Below are 16629 nucleotides of genomic sequence, written 5' to 3'. Positions count from 1 at the left end.
GTTGCGGGAGCGTGAACGGGCCACCGGCCGCCCGGGGCCCGCCGGGGCCGCCGGTTATCATCCGATGTGACTGGTACTTCCGAGCAAACCCGCCCCCGGCCGCGCATATTCGCGGACCTGACCCCGCTCCGTACCTCCCCGCACTACCGACGGCTGTGGTTCGGCGGCACCATCTCCTGGATGGGCCAGGCGATGACCGCCCTCGCGATCTCGCTCCAGGTCTACGAGATCACCGGGTCCAGCTTCTCCGTCGGACTGGTCGGCCTCTTCTCGCTCGTCCCGCTCGTCGCCTTCGGACTGTACGGCGGGGCCATCGCCGACACCGTCGACCGGCGCAAGCTGGGCCTCTACAGCTCCACCGGTCTCGCCGCGCTGTCGATCGCGCTGGCCGGCGCCGCGCTCCTCGACTACCACCGGGTCTGGCTGCTGTACTCGGTCGTCGCGCTCCAGGCGGTCTGCGGGGCGCTCAACGGGCCGGCCCGCTCCGCGATGATCCCGCGCCTGCTGCCGGCCGAGCAGCTGCCCGCCGCGAACGCGCTGAACTCCGTGACCATGACCTCCGGGACGATGCTCGGCCCGGTGCTCGGCGGGGTCATCGTCGGCTGGTGGGGCTACCAGGCGGCGTACCTGATCGACGCCGTCACCTTCTGCGCCGCGCTCTACGCGGTGTGGCGGCTGCCCGCGATGCTGCCCGAGCGGGAGGGAGACAAGCGCGGGCGGGCCTCGGTACTGGACGGACTGCGCTTCCTCGGCACCCGGCCGAACATCCGGATGACCTTCTTCTCCGACATGGCCGCCATGGTGCTGGCCCAGCCGAAGGCGCTGTTCCCGGCCATCGCCGTGCTCTGGTACGGCGGCGACGCCAAGACCGTCGGCCTTCTGGTGGCGGCCCCCGCCGTCGGTGCGCTGCTGGGCGGGCTGTTCTCCGGCTGGCAGGGCCGGATCCGCCGGCACGGGCTGGCGATCCTGATCTCCGTGGCCGCCTGGGGGCTGGCCATCGCCGTCTTCGGGCTCACCCGGAACCTGTGGCTCGGGCTGTTCTTCCTGGCCCTGGCGGGCTGGGCCGACACCATCTCCATGGTGTTCCGCTCCACGATGATGCAGGCCGCGACCCCGGACGAGATGCGCGGGCGCCTGCAGGGCGTGTTCATCGTGGTCGTCGCGGGCGGGCCCCGGCTCGGTGACTTCCTCGCCGGGACCACCGCCGACCTGACCTCCCCGGCGGTGGCGATCACGGGCGGCGGGCTGGGATGCGTACTGGTGCTGCTCCTGCTGGCCCTGCGCTGGCGCGACTTCGCCCGGTACGACGCGAGGTCGCCGCAGGCGTGATCCGTGGCTGCGTGCGCCCGCCGCGGCGGCGGTAGGTCCGGACGGGCAGGCCGCCGCCGCGGGGGCCTGCCCGTCCGGGGCTCACGCCGGTTCCAGGAGTACGGCCGGGAGCGTGCCGCTCACGATCTCCTCCCGGGGCAGCGAGAGGCCGAAGTGGCGCTCCAGCACGCCGAGGGCGGTGCGGTGGACCTCCCTGTCGTCCGCGTCGTCGCAGGCGCCCTCGTCCGCCGGGAGGCCCGCGGCGGTCAGCTCGGCCTGTACGCGCGAGGCCGTCTCGGGGTCGCCGTCGACTCCGTCATAGCCCCAAGAGCCGTCCAGGTGCAGGTTGAAGGCGCTGAGCAGGACCTCGTCGCGGGTGTACGCGAACTGCGGCGGGACCGGCTTGCCGTTCTCCTCCTCGAACTCCAGGTGGCAGATGTCCACGCCACCGCGGGAGAGCGGCGGCCCGTCGCCGAACTCGCCCATCCAGCCCCCGTACGCGACCGTGTACGACCAGTCGCCGCAGCGGCCGTAGCGCAGGCCGATGTCCTCGTAGTCGACCAAGAGGGCGAGGAGGTCGGCTCCGGTGAGGTCGCCCACCGGTACCGCGGTGTGCTCGGGCCCGTACACGGTCTCCGTGAGGCGCCCGACGAGCTCCTGCGGGGTGAGGCCTCGGGCCATCACCACGCTGTACCCGCCGAAGGCGATCGACCGGGGGGCCGCCAGCCAGGTTATTCCGTCTGTCATGAGGGACATCCTGGCCGAGGCCTCTGACAACGCCGGGGAGCCGGGTCAGGCGGGGCCGACCACGCCGCGGGCCACGCCCAGGGCCACCAGGTCCTGGGGGCGGATGCGGAGCTGGTCCGCCGTGGCGGGGGCCTGCGACGGGGGGCGCTTCAGGATGGCCGCCGCCAGTTCGGGGGCGATCACCGAGAAGTAGCTGTCCGGCGTGACCCACGTGTTCCCCGGCGCGGCCAGCGCGAGGGCTCCGCCCGAGCCGCCCTCGCCGATCAGGAGGGTGGTCACCGGGACCGCGGCCGCCGCGACCGCCGCGAAGGTGTCCGCGATGGCCGCGCCGGCGCCGGCGTGTTCCGCCGCCGCGTCGTTGGCCGCGCCCGGGGTGTCCACCAGGGTGAGCACCGGGATGCCGAGCCGGTCCGCGAGCCGGATGACGCGGGCGGCCGTACGGTAGCCCGCCGGGCGGGTCGCGGTGCCGCACTGGGCCGCGTACGCGACCGCCCGGCCCTCCCGCAGCCCGAATCCGCACAGCATCCCGGGGTCCGTGCCCCCGGCCCGGTCCCCGGACAGCGGGCGCCGCATGCTGAAGTACGAGTCGAGGTACGCCTCGGCGCGCGGGCGCCGCGGATGGCGGGCCTGGGAGACGGCCTCCCACCCCGTCGCCGGCGGCGGCCCGTCGAGTACGCCTCCCAGCGCCGCCGGGGGCTCGACCGGCTCTACGGGGCCTTCGGCGCGGGGTCCGGCCAGCAGGCGCAGCCAGTCCGCCAGTACCTCGGGGAAGCCGGCGGCCGCAACGACGGCGTCCACGTGCCCGGCCGCGTACTGCCCCTCGGCGGTGTACGCCGCCGGGTCGGCGTCCGCCGGCCGCACCCGGGAGCCGGCGAAGCCGACCTGCGCCCCCGGCAGCGCGAGGACGACGTCGGCCCCGGCGCCGAGGGTGGCCCAGCCGCCGCCGGTGGTGGGGTCGCGCAGCACGGCGATCTGCGGGAGCCCGGCAGCTCGGGTGAGCACGGACTGGCGGGCCACGCGCTGGAGTTGGGTCAGCGCGAGCATGCCCTCCTGCATCCGGGAGCCGCCGGTGGCGATGAGGGAGACCAGGGGCAGCCGGTGCGCGCGGGCGTGGGCGTAGGCGGCTTCGAGACGGTCCCCGGTGCGTTCGCCGAGGGACCCGCCGAGGAAGCCGAACTCGAAGGAGATCAGGGCGGTTTCGCGGCCGCCGATGCGGGCGGTGCCGGTGACGACGGACTCCTCCTCGCCGGTCCGCTGCGCGGCGCGGGCGCGGGAGTCGTCGTACCCGGACCAGCCGAGCGGGCCGTCGGGGGGTGACTCCCGGTGGGGCGCGGGGAGTTCGGTGAAGCTGCCGGGGTCGCTCACGGAGGCGATGGCCGCGCGGGCCGAGAGGCGGATCGTCACGCGCCCACCCTAGGTCCTGTCGTCGAAGTGGCGGCCGCCGGCCGGCCCGGGGGGCGCTACGGCAAGGGGAAGGCGATCTTCAGCGCGTACGCCGCGACCAGGCCGTAGCCGAGGCGGAAGGTCCAGGCCCGGGCGGTCGGGGAGATCCGGCTGCCGGCGAAGGCGCCGATGGCGACGAGGGTCTGCTGCCACAGGAGCGAGGCGACCGCGACCCCGGCGAGGAACGCCGCCCCGGCCGCGCCCGCGCGGAGCGAGGCGCCCTGGGCGGTGGTGAGCGCGGCGAAGTAGAGGGCGGTGGTGGGGTTCACGGCGGTGAGCCCGACATACCGGGCGAACGCCCTCCCCGGCCCCGCCCCGGACCCCGCGTCCGTGTCCGAAGCGGGGGTCGGAGAAGGTCCCGGGCCGCGGCCCGTGGCCCGGGCGCCGGCCGGGGCCGGTACCGGCTCGGCCCGGCCAGGGCCCGAGTGCGGGCCCGCAGCGGAGTCGGAGCCCGGGACCGAGGCGTTCGGGGGTGGAGTGCGGCGGGCCGTCCAGAGGCCGTGGGCGGCGATGGTCAGGAGGATCGTGGCCGAGGCGAGGCGGACCCAGGCCTCCACCGGGGTGACGTGCGCGGCGACCCAGGGGCCCAGCGCGGTGGCGAGGGCCGCGTATCCGAGGTCGACCGCGGCGATGCCCGCGGCCGCCGCCACCGCCGTGCGGCGGTGCCGGATCGCCTCCTGGAGCAGCAGCACGCTCATCGCACCCATCGGCATCGCCACGCCCAGGCCCGCCACCGCGCCCGACAGGGCCGGCGTCAACAGTTCGCTCATGGAGGCGAGGGTGCGCGGCGGCCCCGGAACGCGGCAGCGCATATCGGCCCCGGCTGCGAGAATCGCGGCATGGACCGCCTCGACAGGGAAATTCTCGGAATCCTGCAGGAGGATGCGCGGATCTCGTACCGCGACCTCGGCGTCCGCGTCGGTCTCAGCGCGAACGCGTCCGCCGACCGGGTGCGGCGGATGCGCCGTGACGGGGTGATCCGCGGGTTCACCGTCGTCGTAGACCCGGCCGCCGACACGCGCGGCGGGCTGGTCGTCTTCATCGACCTCACGCTGCGCCAGGACACCACCAACGAGGAGTTCGAGCGGCAGGTCGCGCACCTGCCCGGGATCACCGAGGTCGTGCACGTCACGGGGGAGTACGACTACCTCGTACGGGCCCGGGCCGCCGACCCGGCCGCCCTCGACGCGCTGCTGCGCCGGCTCAAGCGGGATGCCGGGGTGGCCCAGTCCAGCACCCGCATCGCGCTCCGGGCAGCCACCCGGCCGGGTTCGGGCGGGCCGGTACGGCCGTGACGAGCCCCGGTGCCGTGCCCGCCGCGCCGCGAGAACGCGACGGCATGCGGCCACGCGACGGCACGCGGCCACGCGACGGCACGCGGCCGCGCGACGGCATGCGGCCGCGCGACGGCACGCGGCCACGCGGAGACCTCTCACGCGTCGGGCCAGCTACAGCGCCGACTCCCACGTCACCGTCGTGCCCCGGGCGCCCGGCTCCGTGATGCCGTCGTCGGAGACGGTCAGGCGCGCGCGGGCGGGGGTGGCGTCCACCGCGACGTCGATCGAGGTGACGCCGCTGCGCCGGTGGGCGGCCGCGAGCGCGCCGCGCAGCGCCGCCAGCAGGCCGGCCGCCACCGGGTCGGGGAGCAGCGCGTCCACCGCGCCCGCGAAGTGCACCGACGGCTGGAAGCCGAGCAGCACCGCCGCGCCGCCCGTCTCGCGCAGGACCCGGCCGCGGAAGGTCGTCGGGGCGTCCGTCGGGGGCTGCTGGAGGGCGAAGATGGCGGTGCGGACCTCCTGGATCGTGGAGTCCAGCTCGTCCACCGCACGGCCGAGTTCGTCCTCCACGGTGTCCCCGGTGGGCGCGTTCGAGGAGCGGCGCCGGGTGCTCTCCAGCATCATCTCCGTCGCGAACAGCCGCTGGACCACCAAATCGTGCAGGTCCCGCGCGATCCGGTCGCGGTCCTCGTACACCGCGAGCTGCTCCCGGTCGTGCTGGGCATCCGCCAGGACGAGGGCCAGCGCGGCCTGCGAGGCGAACTGGGAGGCCAGCAGCCGGTCCACCGCGTCGTACGGCTGGCCGCCCCGGGCGCGCGGCAGGGCGAGGGTGCCGATCAGCTGGCCGCCGCTCTGGAGCGGCAGCATCATGCTCGGGCCGAAACGTTCCCGCACGTGGGTCGTCATCCGGGGGTCCGTCGCCGAGTCCTCTATGAAGACGGGCTCGCCGCCCAGCAGTTGCTCCAGCACCGCCGAACCCGGTGCGATGGAGGTGCCGACCAGGTCCCCGGGATCCCCGTGGGTGGAGGCGGCCACGATCTCCATGCCGCCCTCGGACGTCGGTTGGAGGATCACGCCGGCCGCCGCGTCCGCCAGCAGCCGGGCCCGTTCGGCCACGCACATCAGGGCGTCCGCCGCCGGGCGCCCGGCCAGCAGGGCGGTGGTCACCGCGGCGGCGCCCTCGATCCAGCGCTCCCGGCGGCGCGCGGTCTCGTACAGCCGGGCGTTGCCGATCGCTATGCCCGCCTGTGAGGCGAGGACCCGCAGCAGCGAGAGGTCCGCGTCCGTGAAGGGGCCGCCGCCCCGCTTCTCGGTCACGTAGAGGTTCCCGAACACCTCGGTGTGCACCCGGATGGGGACGCCGAGGAAGCCGCGCATCCGCGGGTGGCCGGGCGGGAAGCCCTCGAAGCGCGGGTCCGCCGTCAGGTCGTCCAGCATCAGCGGGCGGGGGTCGCGGACGAGCGCGCCGAGGACGCCGGTGTGTCCGTCGGGCGGTCCGGCGATCGCGGCGCGTTCCTCGGCGGTGAGCCCGGTCGTGATCAGCGCGGTCAGCCGGACGCGCTCGGGGTCGATGACCCCGAGCGCCGCGTACCGGGCGTCGCAGAGCTCGGCCGCCGAGTCCACGATGTGCTGGAGAGTGGTGTTCAGCTCCAGCTCGGAGCCGACGCTGAGGACCGCCTCCAGCAGGACCGGGAGGGCGGACGGCCGCTCGGGCCCCGTACCGACGGCACCCCCGGGATCCCGGGGGTCCCCGGGATCGACTCGATCGGCGAACGTCATTCGGCCAGCGGGTTCAGCACCATGGGCGAGATCTTCCCTTCGAGCATCGCGCCGAGACCGAGTACGGCGCACACGTCGGGGCGTTCCGCGATGGCGACGGGCATTCCGGTGGCGTCCCGCAGCATCTGGTCGAGCCCCGGCAGCAGGGCGCTGCCGCCCACCATCATGATCCCCCGGTCCGTCAGGTCGGCGACCAGGTCAGGGGGGCAGTCGCGCAGCACCTTGCCGATGCCGTCGAGCACGGCCGTCAGCGGGGTGTGGATGGCGTCCCGTACGGCCGCGGTGTCCACGTGGACGGAACGAGCCAGTCCGGTGGCCACGTCGCGGCCGTGGATCAGGGTGGAGGCCGGGCCCTCGGCGGTGAGGCCGTTGCCGTGCAGGGCCAGCTGGAGCGGCCGGACGGCCTGGCTGGGCAGCATCAGGTCGTGCGCGTGGCGCAGGTGCTGGACGACGGCGTGGTCGACGGCCTCGCCGCCGACGGGGATCCGCTCGGCGGTGACGATCGAGCCGAGCGAGAGCACCGCCACCTGGGTGGCCGCCGCCCCGCACACCATGATCATCGTCGCGGTCGGCTGCTCCACGGGCAGGCCGCAGCCGACGGCCGCCGCGATCAGGGTGTCGACCAGTTCGACGCGGCGGGCGCCGAGCCCGACCATCGTCTCCACGGCCGCGCGCTGGGCGAGCGGGTCGGCGTCGTGCGGGGTGCAGGCGGCGGCCCGCAGCCGGGGCTTGCGGCGCAGGGCGCGCCGCAGCTTCTCGCCGAGGAGGTGACGCAGCATCCGCTGGGCCATCTCGATGTCGACGACGGTGCCGCCGGAGACGGGGCGTACGACCCGGATGTAGTCGGGCGTGCGGCCGGTCATCCGCTCGGCGAAGGTGCCGACGGCGATGAGTGCGCCGGTGCGGGTGTTCACCGCGGCGACGCTGGGTTCGTCGACGACGAGGCCGGCGCCCTTGACGTAGACGCGGGTCCTGGCCGCGCCCAGGTCGACGGCGACGTGGCAGCGACGCAACTGCTCAAGACTGACGGTCACGGCAGATCCTCCCGAGAGCGCTGGCGCAAGAAGACCGGCGGGTGCCGGGCGCAGCTCAATCTTCTCGGGTAGATGGGACATTTCGCCCGTTGTGGTGCTCCGGTCGGGGTGCGCCGAGGGGGTGGCCCGGGTGCTGCACGGGGGTGGATTTCTGTACCGACAGGCAGCACCATGCGCACACCGCCCGCGCTACTCGTGCGTAACAAGGTAAAGGGGACCCGATGCTGACGCCCCGCCAGCGAATCCTGGCACTCCTGACGCTCTGCCTGGCCCTGTCGGCGCCCTTCCCGGCGCAGGCCGCGAGCCCGTCCCGGGACTGGTCCGCCGCCCAGGCGTCCGGGCGGGCCGCCCCCCGTGATCCGGTCGTCTTTGTGCACGGTTACAACGCCGACCCGGGAGTCTGGGGCGCCCTGCGCGAGGACCTGAGGGCCGACGGGTACGCCGACTCGGAGCTCTTCTCCTGGGGTTACGACACCCACCGCTCCGTCAACGAGGTGCTCGCCGGGCAGCTCGGCGCGTACGTCGAGGAGGTCCGCCGGCAGACCGGCGCCGCCCGCGTCGACATCGTGGCGCACTCGTTCGGCTCCCTGGTCAGCCGCTGGTACGTCAGCCACGGCGGCGGCACCGCGACCGTGAACCACTGGGTCTCGCTGGCCGGCCCCAACCACGGCACCTCCACCGCCTGGGCGTGCGCGCTGTGGGACCAGGCGTGCCGGGACATGACCCCCGGCTCGTACGTGGTGAGGAACCTGGCGGGCGGGGACGAGACCCCGGGCGCGGTCAAGTACGCGACCTTCTGGTCGAACTGCGACGAGGTCATCAACCCGGACGGCAGCGTCCCGCTGGCCGGGGCGGTCAACACGCCGGTCGGCTGCCTGAAGCACAACGACCTGCTCGGCGACGACGCCACCTCGGCCGGCGTCCGCGCCTTCCTCGCCTCCCAGGGCCGCGACACCCCCTAGGGCGATCCGGGCAGGTCCGTCTCGACCCCGTCCACGAGCACCCGCTGGAGCAGGCCGTACGTGAACTCCGCCACGTACGGCCGCCCCCGGGCGGCGAACGCCAGCCGCCACCGGGTCGGCGCGGTGCCCTCCATGGGGCGTACGGGGGCGAAGGCGCGGGCCACCTCGTCCACCGTGGCCGACCAGGGCCTCAGGTCCTGCGGTCCCTCCAGCACGGGCCCCGGCGCACCCGGGGCGCGCACCAGCCACTCGTTCCACACGGCGCCGTCCGGCCCGGCCAGCACCTCGAAGCGCAGGTCCGGCCAGAGCGGCACCGGCCACAGCAGGGCCTCGCACGCCAGGTCCCCGATGGTGCGCGCGGACACCGACTCCGGCGGGCCGAGCACCGAGCGGTAGCGGGCCAGGGCGCCGCGCGAACGGGGCGAGCGGACCATCGCCTGCCAGCGCTTGTTCGCCTCCCGCTGCTCGGCGAGGGAGGCGCCCAGCCGCAGCCGGGCCGCCTCCGCGAGGTCGGGCCGGAAGTCGGCCATCCGGCGCAGCAGGACCAGCTGGAAGGAGGCCGGCCCGAAGCGGCCCGAGGGGGGTGGCGCGGTCATGGAGGACACGATTCCACACAGGATCCTTACGTTCCCGCGATGTGGATGTTGCGGGGGACCACGTAGCCTGCGGGCGCCATGAACTACTGCCACGCCTGCCACAGACACCTCAACGGCGCACTGGCGTGCGCCGGGTGCGGAACCCCGGCCGAGTACCTGATACCCGCCGCCCCGGTGGCCGCCGAGCCCGCGCCGGGACCGGTGTACCCGGCGCCGGTGTATCCCGGGCCGGTGTACCCGGCGCCGGCGTACCCCGGGCCGGTGTACCCCGGGCCCGCGCAGCCCGGGGTCGCGCCGCCAGGGCCCTCGCAGGCCCAGTCCGCCGAGTCCCCCGAGCCCGCCGGACCCGCGGAGGTCCCCGGGCCCGCCGAGACCGGGGCCGGGGCCGAGGACTGGGTCGTCACCCTCTCGGCGCCGAACGAGCGCAACCCCGGGGCCCGCCGACGCAGCGTGAACCGCCGCCGGCGCCGGACCGGGATGAGCATCGGGCTCGGCCTGCTGCTCGCCGTCGGGGGCGGGGTGGCGGTGGCCAGGATGGTGACCGGGGCGGAGGGCTCCGACCGGGCCTCCAAGGTGATGCTGACCGACGACACCGGACCGGATCAGCCGGCTCCGCTGCCCAGCCGGGCGCCCGCCGCGCCCTCGGCGCTGCCGTCGGCGAAGGGTCCCGGGCCGGCGAAGGGCGCCGCCGGGATGTCGAAGTCGGCCGCCCCGGGGCAGTCCCCGAGCGGCAGTGCGCAGCCGGGGCCGGGTGGGAGTGCCTCCGCCTCCGGGAAGCCGGGGCCGACGCAGAGTGGCCCCGGGGGCGGGGTCGTCGTACAGCCGTCGAAGTCCGGGGAGCCCTCGCCGAGCGGTTCCGCCGGCGGGAGCCCCGCCACGCCGGGGCCGGGCACGCCCTCCCCGCAGCCGAGCCCGACCAAGACCAAGGGCTGCATCTTCTGGTTCATCTGCGGCTGAGCCCAGGAGCGGCTGAGCCGAGGGCGGCGGCTGAGTCCAGGGGTGGCGGCTGAGCCCAGGGCGGCGCGGGCCGCCGTCAGCCCAGCATCCGCCTGAGCAGGTCCCGCAGCGCCGTCCGCTCGGCCGTCGACAGGCCGCCCAGCGGCTCCCGCGCGAAGTCCAGCGACTCGCGCAGCCGGTCCGCCGTCTGCAGACCCTCCTGCGTCGGCGCGGCCAGCTTCACCCTGCGGTCGGCCGGATCCGGCAACCGCTCGACCAGGCCGCGGGTCTCCAGCCGGTCCACGATGCCGGTGATGTTCGAGGGCTCGCACCGCAGTTTCTGCGCGATCTTGCGCATCGGCATGGGCGACGGCTCCAGCGACAGCATGGTCAGCACCCTGGCCTGGGCACCGGTGAGCTGGTGCTGGGCGGCCGCGTGCTCGTACTCCACGTGGTAGCGGGCCACGACATCGCCGATGAGTTCGACGACCTCAAGGGTCAGGGGGTCTGCGCGACGACTGGGCATGGAACCAGCGTACCCATTTACTTGACAACATGAAATATCCAGGCGCATGGTTGTTTCACCTGGTGAAGTATTTCTTCGCCGGCCCACCTTCCTTCGTCAGGAGCTCCGCATGTCTTTCGAGATCCCCGCCGTCAGCCGTGAGTGGCACCTCGTCCGCCGCCCGCAGGGCTGGCCCGTCGCCGAGGACTTCGCCCTGCGCGAGGCCCCGGTGAACGCCGAGCCCGCCGCCGGCCGGATCCTCGTCCGCAACCTCCACATGTCCGTGGACCCCTACATGCGCGGCCGGATGAACGACGCGAAGTCCTACGTACCGCCGTTCCAGCTGGACGAGCCCATGCAGGGCGGCGCGGTCGGCGAGGTCGTCGCCTCCGCCGACGAGCGCTTCGCGGTCGGCGACCACGTCCTGCACCACCTGGGCTGGCGCGAGTACGCGGAGCTGGACGCCGCGCACGGCACCAAGGTCGACGCCGCCCTCGCCCCGCTCTCCGCCTACCTCGGCGTCCTCGGCATGCCGGGCCTGACCGCCTACGCGGGCCTCTTCGAGGTCGCCTCCTTCAAGGAGGGCGACTCCGTCTTCGTCTCAGGCGCCGCCGGTGCCGTCGGCAGCCTCGTCGGCCAGTTCGCCAAGATCAAGGGCGCCTCCCGGGTGATCGGCTCCGCCGGCTCGGACGAGAAGGTGACGCTCCTCACGGAGAAGTACGGCTTCGACACCGCCTTCAACTACAAGAACGGCCCCGTCGCCCAGCAGCTCCCCGAGGCCGCCCCCGAGGGCATCGACGTCTACTTCGACAACGTCGGCGGCGACCACCTGGAGGCCGCCATCTCCTCCCTGAAGGTGCACGGCCGGGCCACCCTGTGCGGGGCCATCGCCCACTACAACGACACCGAGGCCGCTCCCGGCCCGCGCAACCTGATGCAGGTCATCGGCAAGCGGCTGCGCCTGCAGGGCGTGCTGGTCGGCGACCACGCCGGTCTCCAGCAGCAGTTCGTCCAGGACGTGGCCGGCTGGCTGCGCTCGGGCGAGCTCGTGGCCGACGAGACCGTCGTCGAGGGCGTCGAGAACGCGACCGACGCGTTCCTCGGAATGCTGCGCGGTGAGAACACCGGAAAGATGATCGTTTCTTTCACCGGTTAGGCTCACTCCACACCGTCGCGATCGTGGGCGCGAGTCGCGGCGATTACCAGGAGGATCCTCTTACATGTCCATCCAGCAGTCCGACGTCCTGTACACCGCCGTCGCCACCGCCGAGAACGGCCGTGACGGTCGCGTCGCGACCAACGACGGTCAGCTCGACGTCGTGGTGAACCCGCCCAAGGAGATGGGTGGCAGCGGCGCCGGCACCAACCCGGAGCAGCTCTTCGCCGCCGGTTACAGCGCCTGCTTCCAGGGCGCGCTCGGTGTCGTCGCCCGCAACGAGAACGCGGACATCTCCGGTTCCACCGTCACCGCCGAGGTCGGCATCGGCAAGAACGACGACGGCTTCGGCCTGATCGTCAAGATCTCCGCCTCGATCCCGAACGTGGACGTCGCCACCGCCAAGGACCTCATCGAGAAGGCCCACCAGGTCTGCCCGTACTCCAAGGCGACCCGCGGCAACATCACCGTCGAGCTCGCCGTCTGATCCGGCACCCCGCTCGCCGAAGGCCGCACCCCGCACCGGGGTGCGGCCTTCGCCGTACGCGGTCTTAAGCTGGACCCATGCGTGATCTTGCGGGGGGATTCGGCCATCTGCTGGCCGGACAGCGATGGGTGTTCCGGCACGGCCGCTGGCTGGGCTTCGGCCTGCTGCCGGGGCTGGTGTCCCTGGTGCTGTACACCGGCGCCCTCATCGGGCTCGGCTACGGCGCCGACGACCTCACCGCCTGGGCCACGCCCTTCGCCGACGGCTGGTCCTCGCCGTGGCTCGGGCTGTTCCGGGGCTTCCTGACCGGCCTGGTCTTCTGCCTCGGCCTCTTCCTCGCGGTGATCACCTTCACCGCGGTGACCCTGCTCATCGGCCAGCCCTTCTACGAGTCGCTCTCGGAGCAGGTCGACCGCACCGAGGGCGGCGCGGTCCCCGAGTCCGGGCTCTCGCTGGGGCGGGAGCTGTGGATCTCGGCCCGGGACAGCCTGAAGGTGCTCTGCCGGGTGGCCCTGTACGGGATCCTGCTGTTCGCGCTCGGGTTCATCCCGGTCGTCGGGCAGACGGTGATCCCGGCCATCGGGTTCTGCGTCTCCGGGTACTTCCTCACCGAGGAGCTCACCTCCGTCGCGCTACAGCGGCGCAAGGTGGAGCTGGCCGAGCGGCTGGAGCTGCTGCGGTCGCGGCGGATGCTGGTGCTCGGGTTCGGGGTGCCGCTGGTGCTGGCGTTCCTGGTGCCGCTGGTGGCGGTGTTCCTGATGCCGGGGGCGGTGGCGGGGGCCACGCTGATGGCGCGGGAGCTGACGGGGGAGGACAGTGCCTCGGGGGAGGCGGGCCAGGAGTCCGGGGAAGCCCGGGCCGACGGCGGGGTGGCGTCACAGCCGCCCGCCGCCGGGGGTTTCGGGCCGCCGCCGCGCATGTAGGAGCCGCCGGCCGGCCGGTTACCGCTTCAGCAGGGCGATCGCGCCCGTCGTGTCCTCGGCGCCGTGCGCCGCCGGGTCGGCCTCCAGTCGCTCCCGCATCAGCTCCAGGTACGGGGTGATCAGCTCGGCGCTGACCCCCTGCTCCGCCGCCGTGCGCAGCAGGGTGCCGCCGGCCGCGACCTGCATCGCCAGGTTCGACTCGACGCCGGTGGTGAAGTCCCCGGAGGCGAGGCGTCCGGCCGCGTTCCCGACGAAGAACCCCATCGCGCCCAGCCACTCGCCGAGCAGCGGCGCCAGGTCCTGCGGGGCGATGTCCTCGCCCTCGATCAGCGCGAACGCGTGCGAGATCCCGCCGAACAGCCCGTACATCGCGCTCAGCAGCGCCACGTCGTGCAGGGCGGCGTAGCCGGGGTTCTCCCCGGCGAACCGGGCCCCGGCCGGGACCTCCAGCACAGCCCGGTGGGCGTCGAAGAGGGCGCGGGAGCCGCTGTAGAAGACGTACCCGCCGGCCGCCGGGGCGCCGATCATCGACGGGGTGCCCATGATCCCGCCGTCGAGGAAGCGGGCGCCGCGCCGCTCGGCCCAGGCGGCCCGGGCGCGGGCCTCGGCGGGGGTTCCGGTGGTCAGGTTGACGAGGTCCTTGCCGGTCAGGTCGACGCCCTCCAGGGCGGAGCCGACGGTGTCGTCGTCGAGCAGGCACAGGACGACGAGCCCGCTCGCGGCCACCGCCCCGGCGGGGCTCGCGGCGACGGCGGCGCCCTCGGCGGCGAGGGCCTCGGCCTTGGCGGGGGTGCGGTTCCAGACGGTGAGGGGGTGGCCGGCGGCGAGCCAGGTGCGGGCGAGGGCGGTGCCCATCGCGCCGAGGCCGAGGAGGGTGAGCGGGGTCTTCGTGAGGTTGTCGGTCATGACGTTTAGCCTGGTGGCGGGCTGACAGGGCCTCAAGTACGCACTTTGGAGTGGGTGCTTACCCCAGGGTGAGCGAGCAGGTCGGGAAGGGTGTGCGATGGCGCTGACGCGAAGGCCCGGTGCGGATCACTGTGGGATCGCCGCGGCGATGTCCGTGATCGACGGCAAGTGGAAGGTCTCGCTCCTGTGGGAGCTGGAGCAGTGCCCGCGTCGGTTCGGCGAGCTGCGCAGGCTGGTCCCCGGGGTCTCCGAGAAGGTGCTCTCGGCCCAGCTGCGGGAGCTGGAGGCGGACGGCATCGTCCACCGCGAGGTCTACGACGAGGTTCTGCCGCGCGTGGAGTACTCGCTGACCCCGCGCGGCCAGGACCTGGGCTCGGCCCTGACGTCCCTGGGGGAGTGGGGCGCCAAACACCTGCTCCCGGACTCGGCCTAGAGGGGACGGGCGGCGGCCCCGTCGATGTCGGCCGTCACCACCGAGGGCGTACGGTCGTCCGCCTCGGCCAGCAGCGCTCCGCCCGGGGCCCACACGGCGGCGCGGCCGCAGCCGGTCCACGGGCCCGCCGGGCCGACGTGGTTGGCGAGGACGACGTAGAGGCCGTGCTCCCGCGCGATCCCGGGGTAGACGGTGGCCCGCTCGCGGATCCCGTCGCCGGTGCCGTAGAGCGAGCCCGCCAGATGGACCCGGCAGCCGTCCGCCGCGGCCCGCCCGGTCAGGTCGGGGAAGTGGTTGTCGTAGCAGACGCCCAGGGAGAAGCGGATCCCGCCGAGTTCGAAGCGGCCGTCGGTGTCCCCGGGGTGGAAGGCGCCCTGTTCGTGCTGGTAGAGGTGGCGCTTGGCGTACGTCGTCAGGTGCGCGCCGTCCGCCCCGTAGACCAGCGTCGCGATGGCGGGGAGCGGGCCGGCGGTGCGCAGGGCGACGTTCACGGCGGTCGCGATGCCGGCCGAGCGGACGGGGTCGAGGCGGGGGTCGTCGGCGCCGGTGATCCACAGGCCCGGGTCGGCGGCCAGCGACTCCAGTTCGTACCCGGTGAGCGCGAACTCGGGGAACGCGACCAGTTCGGCGCCCTGGTCGCCGGCCCGGGCGGCGAGGGCGGCGGCCTGCGCGGTGTTCGCGGCGATGTCGGCCGGGACGCAGGTCAGCTGGGCTGCGGCGATCTTCACCGCCCCAGCATGCCAGCCGGGGTGCCGGGGAGCGCCGGGCAGGGGGCTCGACGTACCGCCGCGATGCGGGTGATGCTGTAACCGCCTGCTCACTCAAGGGAGTTGACGGAGGTCGCCCGATGCCCGCCTGGCTCTACACCGTCCTGGCCTGCGCGCTCCTGATCCTGTGCACCCGGTCGATCCGGGTCAGCGGCGCCGGGCTGCGCGTCTGCGTCCTCTACGTCGTGGTGGCGAACGCGCTGCTGTTGTGGCTGGTGTGGGACAAGGGGCCGTCCTGGTCGCTGCCGGTGGTCGCCGCCGTCTCGCTGGTGGCCGCGGTCTACAACCTGCTCGCCGCCGCGCGCACCACCATGGCCCGGATCCGGCGGATCGACGCCCCTGTGTTCCGCACCCTCGTGCGGCGGGTGGCGAGTGCGGAAGGCCCGCAGGTCATGGGCGTCTGCGTGCTGTTCAGCGGCTCCGTCGCCCTCACCGCCTTCCCCGGCGACGACAACCCCGAGGGCACGCAGTTCCACGTCATGCCCGGACCGGACTGCCCGTTCTGCCTGCTGGAGGACCAGATCCGGGACTTCCTCGGCGAGGCGGACCCGCTGCTCGGCGAGTACCGGGCGCACCTGCGGACCGGCAGCAGCCGCCATCTGCTCGTCAAGCGCCCCTCGACGGCCGACCCCTGGACGGGCCGCCTGCGCGACCGCGCCTACTACCGCGTGCCCGCTCCGTCCCGGCGCCCGCCCTGTCCGGTCCACGACCCGCTGCTGGGGTCCTGAGGGGTCAGGCCCCGGGACCCCGCAGCAGGGTCAGGAACGACCGGAAGGCCGCCGCCATGTCCACGGACTCCGGGGCGAGCAGCCACTGGTACTGGAGGCCGTCCATCACCGCCGTCAGCAGCGGGGCGGCCTGTTCCGGGGTGAGGCCCGAGGGCAGCCGGTCGCCGAACTCGGCGCGCAGGACGGCGGCCATCTCGGCGCGGACCTGCGCGTAGCGCTCGGTGAAGAACTCCCGGGCCGGGTGCCCGTCGGTGACGCTCTCGCCGAGCAGCGCCGAGAAGGTCTGCACGATGCCCGGGCGCATGGCGTTGTACTCCACCAGCGAGGCCAGCAGGTCCAGGCGCCAGGTCCCGGTCGAGGCCCGCGAGCCGCCGCCGGTGTCCCAGCGGTCGCGTTCCTCCAGCACCGCGACCAGCAGCGCCTCCTTGGTCGGGAAGTAGTGCAGCAGGCCCTGCTGGGTCAGGCCCACGCGTTCGGCGACCGCGCCCAGGGACGCCCCCCGGTAGCCGCGCTCCGCGATCACCTCGACGGCCGCGCGGACGATGTCGCCGCGCCGCTCCTCGCTCCTCGCCCTGGCCATCGCCCCGGCTCCCCTTCCGTCCACTGCATGCCAGCAGGACCGTACGACACAACTGGAGGTTA

At 74.2% G+C, this 16629-nt stretch carries 19 protein-coding genes; 9 read left to right on the top strand and 10 right to left on the bottom strand.

What is annotated here, in order from left to right; translation table 11 throughout:
- The first annotated feature begins 66 nt into the window (after window positions 1-66).
- A complete protein-coding gene (locus OG982_RS08500; RefSeq protein ID WP_266788202.1) occupies window positions 67-1329 on the top strand; it encodes an MFS transporter in 1263 nt (420 codons plus the stop codon).
- An 81-nt stretch (window positions 1330-1410) separates the two neighbouring features.
- Here OG982_RS08500 and OG982_RS08495 read toward each other — a convergent pair whose 3' ends face one another.
- From OG982_RS08495 to OG982_RS08485, 3 genes are read right to left on the bottom strand one after another with little or no spacing between them, the layout of a single operon-like run.
- On the bottom strand, window positions 1411-2055 hold the full coding sequence (locus OG982_RS08495; RefSeq protein WP_266788203.1) for a hypothetical protein: 645 nt from the start codon (window positions 2053-2055) through the stop codon (window positions 1411-1413).
- A 45-nt stretch (window positions 2056-2100) separates the two neighbouring features.
- Window positions 2101-3459 (bottom strand): carboxyl transferase domain-containing protein, encoded by a 1359-nt coding sequence (locus tag OG982_RS08490; protein WP_266788204.1) that lies wholly within the window; start codon window positions 3457-3459, stop codon window positions 2101-2103.
- 56 nt (window positions 3460-3515) lie between these two features.
- Complete coding sequence (locus OG982_RS08485; protein WP_266788205.1) at window positions 3516-4268, bottom strand: hypothetical protein; 753 nt, start codon at window positions 4266-4268, stop codon at window positions 3516-3518.
- A gap of 69 nt (window positions 4269-4337) precedes the next feature.
- Here OG982_RS08485 and OG982_RS08480 point away from each other — a divergent pair, with 69 nt between their 5' ends.
- Entirely contained in the window at window positions 4338-4793 is a 456-nt protein-coding gene (locus OG982_RS08480; protein WP_266948233.1) for an Lrp/AsnC family transcriptional regulator, read from the top strand.
- A 153-nt stretch (window positions 4794-4946) separates the two neighbouring features.
- Here OG982_RS08480 and OG982_RS08475 read toward each other — a convergent pair whose 3' ends face one another.
- Entirely contained in the window at window positions 4947-6554 is a 1608-nt protein-coding gene (locus OG982_RS08475) for a GAF domain-containing protein (RefSeq protein ID WP_266948231.1), read from the bottom strand.
- Window positions 6551-7588, bottom strand: coding sequence for a rod shape-determining protein (locus OG982_RS08470; protein ID WP_266788208.1), 1038 nt, complete (start codon window positions 7586-7588; stop codon window positions 6551-6553). Before OG982_RS08470 ends, OG982_RS08475 begins: the two co-directional genes overlap by 4 nt.
- 221 nt (window positions 7589-7809) lie before the next feature.
- Here OG982_RS08470 and OG982_RS08465 point away from each other — a divergent pair, with 221 nt between their 5' ends.
- On the top strand, window positions 7810-8550 hold the full coding sequence (locus OG982_RS08465; protein WP_266788209.1) for a triacylglycerol lipase: 741 nt from the start codon (window positions 7810-7812) through the stop codon (window positions 8548-8550).
- Here OG982_RS08465 and OG982_RS08460 read toward each other — a convergent pair.
- The gene (locus OG982_RS08460) at window positions 8547-9146 is read right to left on the bottom strand and encodes a hypothetical protein (RefSeq protein WP_266788210.1); all 600 of its coding nucleotides are present in this window, start codon (window positions 9144-9146) and stop codon (window positions 8547-8549) included. The two genes, OG982_RS08465 and OG982_RS08460, sit on opposite strands and share 4 nt — an antisense overlap.
- 78 nt (window positions 9147-9224) lie before the next feature.
- Between OG982_RS08460 and OG982_RS08455 the strand changes: the two genes are divergently transcribed.
- Window positions 9225-10103 (top strand): hypothetical protein, encoded by an 879-nt coding sequence (locus tag OG982_RS08455; protein WP_266948229.1) that lies wholly within the window; start codon window positions 9225-9227, stop codon window positions 10101-10103.
- A 76-nt stretch (window positions 10104-10179) separates the two neighbouring features.
- Here the strand turns inward: OG982_RS08455 and OG982_RS08450 are convergent, their stop codons facing one another.
- A complete protein-coding gene (locus tag OG982_RS08450) occupies window positions 10180-10608 on the bottom strand; it encodes a MarR family winged helix-turn-helix transcriptional regulator (RefSeq protein WP_266788212.1) in 429 nt (142 codons plus the stop codon).
- Window positions 10609-10717: 109 nt separating this feature from the next.
- On the opposite strand from OG982_RS08450, the gene OG982_RS08445 reads away from it, so the two are divergent.
- The 3 genes from OG982_RS08445 (at window position 10718) to OG982_RS08435 (ending at window position 13153) form a co-directional block, all read left to right on the top strand.
- Window positions 10718-11743 carry an NADP-dependent oxidoreductase gene (locus OG982_RS08445; RefSeq protein WP_266788213.1) on the top strand — a complete coding sequence of 342 codons (1026 nt, stop codon included), beginning with the start codon at window positions 10718-10720 and terminating at the stop codon, window positions 11741-11743.
- 64 nt (window positions 11744-11807) lie between these two features.
- A complete protein-coding gene (locus tag OG982_RS08440; protein WP_266788214.1) occupies window positions 11808-12230 on the top strand; it encodes an organic hydroperoxide resistance protein in 423 nt (140 codons plus the stop codon).
- A gap of 77 nt (window positions 12231-12307) precedes the next feature.
- The gene (locus tag OG982_RS08435) at window positions 12308-13153 is read left to right on the top strand and encodes an EI24 domain-containing protein (protein WP_266788215.1); all 846 of its coding nucleotides are present in this window, start codon (window positions 12308-12310) and stop codon (window positions 13151-13153) included.
- Between the two features lie 18 nt (window positions 13154-13171).
- Here the strand turns inward: OG982_RS08435 and OG982_RS08430 are convergent, their stop codons facing one another.
- Complete coding sequence (locus tag OG982_RS08430; RefSeq protein WP_266788216.1) at window positions 13172-14059, bottom strand: NAD(P)-dependent oxidoreductase; 888 nt, start codon at window positions 14057-14059, stop codon at window positions 13172-13174.
- 148 nt (window positions 14060-14207) lie between these two features.
- Between OG982_RS08430 and OG982_RS08425 the strand changes: the two genes are divergently transcribed.
- Window positions 14208-14492, top strand: a complete 285-nt coding sequence (locus tag OG982_RS08425) for a helix-turn-helix domain-containing protein (RefSeq protein ID WP_323139238.1) — start codon at window positions 14208-14210, stop codon at window positions 14490-14492.
- Here OG982_RS08425 and OG982_RS08420 read toward each other — a convergent pair.
- Window positions 14489-15220 (bottom strand): carbon-nitrogen hydrolase family protein, encoded by a 732-nt coding sequence (locus tag OG982_RS08420; protein WP_266788218.1) that lies wholly within the window; start codon window positions 15218-15220, stop codon window positions 14489-14491. The genes OG982_RS08425 and OG982_RS08420 overlap by 4 nt on opposite strands.
- 119 nt (window positions 15221-15339) lie before the next feature.
- On the opposite strand from OG982_RS08420, the gene OG982_RS08415 reads away from it, so the two are divergent.
- Entirely contained in the window at window positions 15340-15987 is a 648-nt protein-coding gene (locus tag OG982_RS08415) for a hypothetical protein (protein ID WP_266788219.1), read from the top strand.
- A 4-nt stretch (window positions 15988-15991) separates the two neighbouring features.
- Here OG982_RS08415 and OG982_RS08410 read toward each other — a convergent pair whose 3' ends face one another.
- Window positions 15992-16567, bottom strand: a complete 576-nt coding sequence (locus tag OG982_RS08410; RefSeq protein WP_266788220.1) for a TetR/AcrR family transcriptional regulator — start codon at window positions 16565-16567, stop codon at window positions 15992-15994.
- Window positions 16568-16629 lie beyond the last annotated feature (62 nt).

Origin of the sequence: Streptomyces sp. NBC_01551 (genome assembly GCF_026339935.1) — a bacterium.
GTDB lineage: Bacteria > Actinomycetota > Actinomycetes > Streptomycetales > Streptomycetaceae > Streptomyces.
Note: the sequence above shows the minus strand (reverse complement) of the source record. Positions and strands in the feature narration are given on the sequence as shown.